Source organism: Bartonella sp. AA78NXGY, from assembly GCF_042197005.1.
Taxonomy (GTDB): domain Bacteria; phylum Pseudomonadota; class Alphaproteobacteria; order Rhizobiales; family Rhizobiaceae; genus Bartonella.
Genome location: NZ_JBHIRI010000090.1, coordinates 1 through 686, shown reverse-complemented (window position 1 = coordinate 686; position 686 = coordinate 1). Strand labels below are relative to the sequence as shown.

The window sequence follows — 686 nt, the reverse complement described above, 5'->3', positions numbered from 1 at the left end:
CTTCTTTTCTATGATGAACGCTGTTCAAAACTAAAATCACTCATAAGTATTTTTTCTGCCGCATTATTAGTTATTGTGGCTGTTTTACTGGTAAAGCGTGCTCTTGAATTTGCACCAGCTGCAGATGTTTATCGGCTTGGTAATTGGCCTTCTCCCTTTGGTATTGTTTTGGTGCTTGACCGCTTAAGTGCTATGATGCTTTTGCTTTCTAGCTTGTTGATTAGCGCGGCGTTGGTTTTTGCACGGGCACATTGGTATAAAGCGGGGCCACATTTTCAGTCATTGATGCAATTTTTCATGGTTGGAATAAACGGTGCTTTTTTAACAGGTGATTTATTTAATTTATTTGTATTTTTCGAAGTGATGTTGACAGCTTCTTATGGCCTTGCGTTGCATGGTTCTGGTCCGTTACGTGTGCGCGCTGGGTTGCATTATGTTGTGGTTAATCTGGTTGCTTCGTTGTTTTTTCTCGTTGGTGCAGCACTCATGTATGGAATCGTGGGCACGCTCAATATGGCTGATTTATCTGTAAAAATACAATATATAGCCTCTAGCGATATGACTTTATTTGAAATAGGGGCTGCGCTTTTGGGAATTGCTTTCTTAATTAAAGCAGGGGTGTGGCCATTGAATTTTTGGTTGATGCCAACGTACAGCGCAGCAGTAGCGCCTGTTGGAGCTTCTTT

The 686-nt window shown here is 41.4% G+C and carries 1 protein-coding gene; it reads left to right on the top strand.

Translation table 11 applies throughout. The features are described 5' to 3' along the window. On the top strand, nt 1–686 hold a 686-nt coding region (locus ACFINL_RS09795), incomplete at both ends, for a proton-conducting transporter membrane subunit (RefSeq protein WP_375651497.1).